3 protein-coding genes are annotated in these 2920 nt (G+C 57.5%); all 3 read left to right on the top strand.

Annotated features, from left to right (window positions below):
• Positions 1 to 454 (top strand): YjbF family lipoprotein (locus RTY00_RS22925; RefSeq protein WP_312666483.1); only part of this gene is annotated, 454 nt, incomplete at its 5' end.
• On the top strand, positions 451 to 1188 hold the full coding sequence (locus RTY00_RS22920; protein WP_312666481.1) for a capsule biosynthesis GfcC family protein: 738 nt from the start codon (positions 451 to 453) through the stop codon (positions 1186 to 1188). The genes RTY00_RS22925 and RTY00_RS22920, both read left to right, overlap by 4 nt.
• Positions 1188 to 2920 (top strand): YjbH domain-containing protein (locus tag RTY00_RS22915; protein WP_312666479.1); only part of this gene is annotated, 1733 nt, incomplete at its 3' end. The genes RTY00_RS22920 and RTY00_RS22915, both read left to right, overlap by 1 nt.

Below are 2920 nucleotides of genomic sequence, written 5' to 3'. Positions count from 1 at the left end.
GCTCGGTTACAACGAAAACGGCCAACAGAAGTGGATCACCCAGGATAAAGCGATGTTGGTGATGCAGCATGGCCGTCTGATCAAAACCCTGGGTTTACCGAGCAACCTCGCTGACGTCAGTAACCTGGCGCAGGATCCGCTCGCCGATGCGCTGCATCTGCAAAACGGTGCCAGCTGGACGCGCGTGGTGCAGTGGCGCGAGCAAGACAAGGTACGTGCCGCCACCGCCATTTCACGTTTCGAGCGCGGTGACGATACGGTGCTGGATATCGCCGGTGAACGCGTGCCGTGCCGCGTCTGGCATGAAACCGTGCGCATGGAGAGCGTGGGCGCTGAGTGGCAGAACACCTTCTGGATCGATAACCGCGATGGCACGGTGCTGCAGGCCAACCAGATGCTGGCCGCCGATGCCTTCCCAGTTGAAACCACTATTCTGAAGCCGGCGAAATCATGAAAAAAATAACTCCAATGCTGGCAGCGTTAACGCTGCTCACGGCTGGCCACGCACTGGCGGCGGCGCAAGTCACCGTGCACGATTTACAGGAAAAAAACACTCTGCAAATCAACGATGCGCAGAATCTCAGTCAGTTACTTACCCATCCTGAACTGCGCAGTTGGTGGCCGGGCACGGTGATTGCCGAGCGCGGCGCAACTTCCGTAGCACAGCAACAGCAGAAACAGCTGCTGGCCGATCTGCGTGCCTGGCAAGCCGACAGCGGCGAGTCGTTAGCCGCAACCATCGGCTCGGTTATCCACCAGCTTGGCGCGGTGCAGGTAACGGGCCGCCAGTTCACCTCGCTCGATCCCGACGCCGTGCGCCTGCGTCCACAGGACAACCGCACGCTGCAAGGCAGCTATGACCTCTACACGCTGGCACAACCGACGCAGGTGTTAGTGCTGGGGGCGTTGAGCAATCCGGGTAAAGAGAGCTGGCAGCCGGGCCGTGAAGTGCGTGATTACCTTGAAGGCCACGATCGCCTTTCCGGCGCGGAACGTAGCTATGCCACGGTGATTGCACCGTCCGGCAGCACCCAGCAAGTCCCGGTCGCGTACTGGAATCATCGCCATATCGAAGTGGAGCCCGGCAGCATCATCTGGCTCGGTTTCACCTCATGGAGCTTGCCATGGGGCCAAAGCGATTTGAATGAGCGCATGCTTTCCGTTCTGACTCACCGGATACCAGACTGATGAAAAAACAATTACTTCTCAGCCTGTTGGCTGCTTCTGTTTCCGCCGCTTGCCAGGTGCATGCGGAAACCTGGCCTGAACCGGTCGGTCCTTCGCAATCGGATTTTGGTGGCGTCGGCCTGATGCAGACGCCGACCGCGCGTATGGCGAAAGAGGGCGAATTTAGCGTCAACTTCCGCGATAACGATCAATATCGCTACTATTCCGCCTCATTGCAGCTGTTCCCGTGGCTGGAAACCACCGTGCGCTATACCGATGTGCGTACCCGCCGTTACAGCGCGGTAGAAGGTTTCAGCGGCAACCAAAGCTATAAAGATAAAGCCTTCGATGTGAAGCTGCGTTTGTGGCAAGAAAGCTATTGGCTGCCGGAAGTGGCGGTTGGCTCGCGCGATTTAGGCGGCACCGGCTTGTTCGACAGCGAATATCTGGTGGCGAGCAAGGCGTGGGGGCCATTCGATTTCAGTCTCGGTATTGGCTGGGGTTATCTCGGCAACAGCGGCACCCTTAAAAATCCATTTTGCTCCTACAGCGACAGCTATTGCAGCCGCAGTGGCGGCGGCGAAACCGGCACCATCAACGGTTCACAGATGTTCCACGGCCCGGCAGCGCTGTTTGGCGGCGTGGAATACCAAACGCCGTGGCAGCCACTGCGTCTGAAGCTGGAGTACGAAGGCAACGATTATCAGGATGATTTCGCCGGTCGTCTGGAGCAGCGCAGCAAGGTTAACGTCGGTGCGATTTATCGCATCACCGACTGGGCGGACATCAACGCCAGCTACGAGCGCGGCAACACCTTTATGTTCGGCTTTACTCTGCGCACCAACTTCAACGATCTGCATCAGTCGCACATCGATAGCGAGAAGCCAGCCTACAACCCGCAGCCGCAGGGCGACCTGTTGCAGCCAACGGTGGTGGCGAACCAGCTGACCGATCTGAAGTACAACGCGGGACTAAATGGCCCACACATTCAGACCAAAGGCAGCACGCTGTATGTCTCTGGCGAGCAGACCAAATATCGCGACACGCGCGAAGGTGTCGATCGCGCCAATCGCATCATCATGAACAACCTGCCTGCTGGCATCGATACCATCGACGTCACCGAGTCGCGCTTTAATATGCCGCAGGTCAGCACGCGCACCAACGTTGCCAGCCTGCACAACGAGCTGACGGGTTATCCGCTGGGCCATGAACAGCCGCTACAGCAGACGCGTGAAGATCCGGTTGATCCCGGCACCACCGAGCAAGGTTTCTTTATCCGTAAAGATCGCCTGAACTATAGCCTGTCGCCGGTGCTTAATCAGTCGGTTGGTGGACCAGAAAGCTTCTACATGTATCAAGTTGGCGTGATGGCCAATGCCGATTACTGGCTTACCGATCACCTGTTGGTCGGCGGCAGCCTGTTTGGCAACATCGCCAATAACTACGACAAGTTCAACTACAACGGCGCTCCAGCGGATTCCACGCTGCCGCGCGTCCGCACGCACATTCGTGATTACGTTGAGAACAACGTTTACGTTAACGATCTGCAAGCCAACTACATGCATGCGCTCGGCAACGGTTTCTACGGCCAGGTTTACGGCGGTTATCTGGAAACCATGTACGGCGGCGTCGGCGGCGAAGTGCTGTATCGTCCAATTGATAGCAACTGGGCATTCGGTGTTGATGCCAACTACGTGAAGCAGCGTGATTGGGACAACATGATGCAGTTCACCGATTACAAAGCGCCAACCGG

The sequence above is a fragment of the Pantoea sp. CTOTU49201 genome (assembly GCF_032054795.1).
Classification (GTDB): domain Bacteria; phylum Pseudomonadota; class Gammaproteobacteria; order Enterobacterales; family Enterobacteriaceae; genus Pantoea; species Pantoea symbiotica.
Note: the sequence above shows the minus strand (reverse complement) of the source record. Positions and strands in the feature narration are given on the sequence as shown.

What these genes read in the sequence shown, in the direction of transcription:
- RTY00_RS22920 (WP_312666481.1), top strand. Translation starts at nt 451, where the DNA reads ATGAAAAAAATAACTCCAATGCTGGCAGCGTTAACGCTGCTCACGGCT.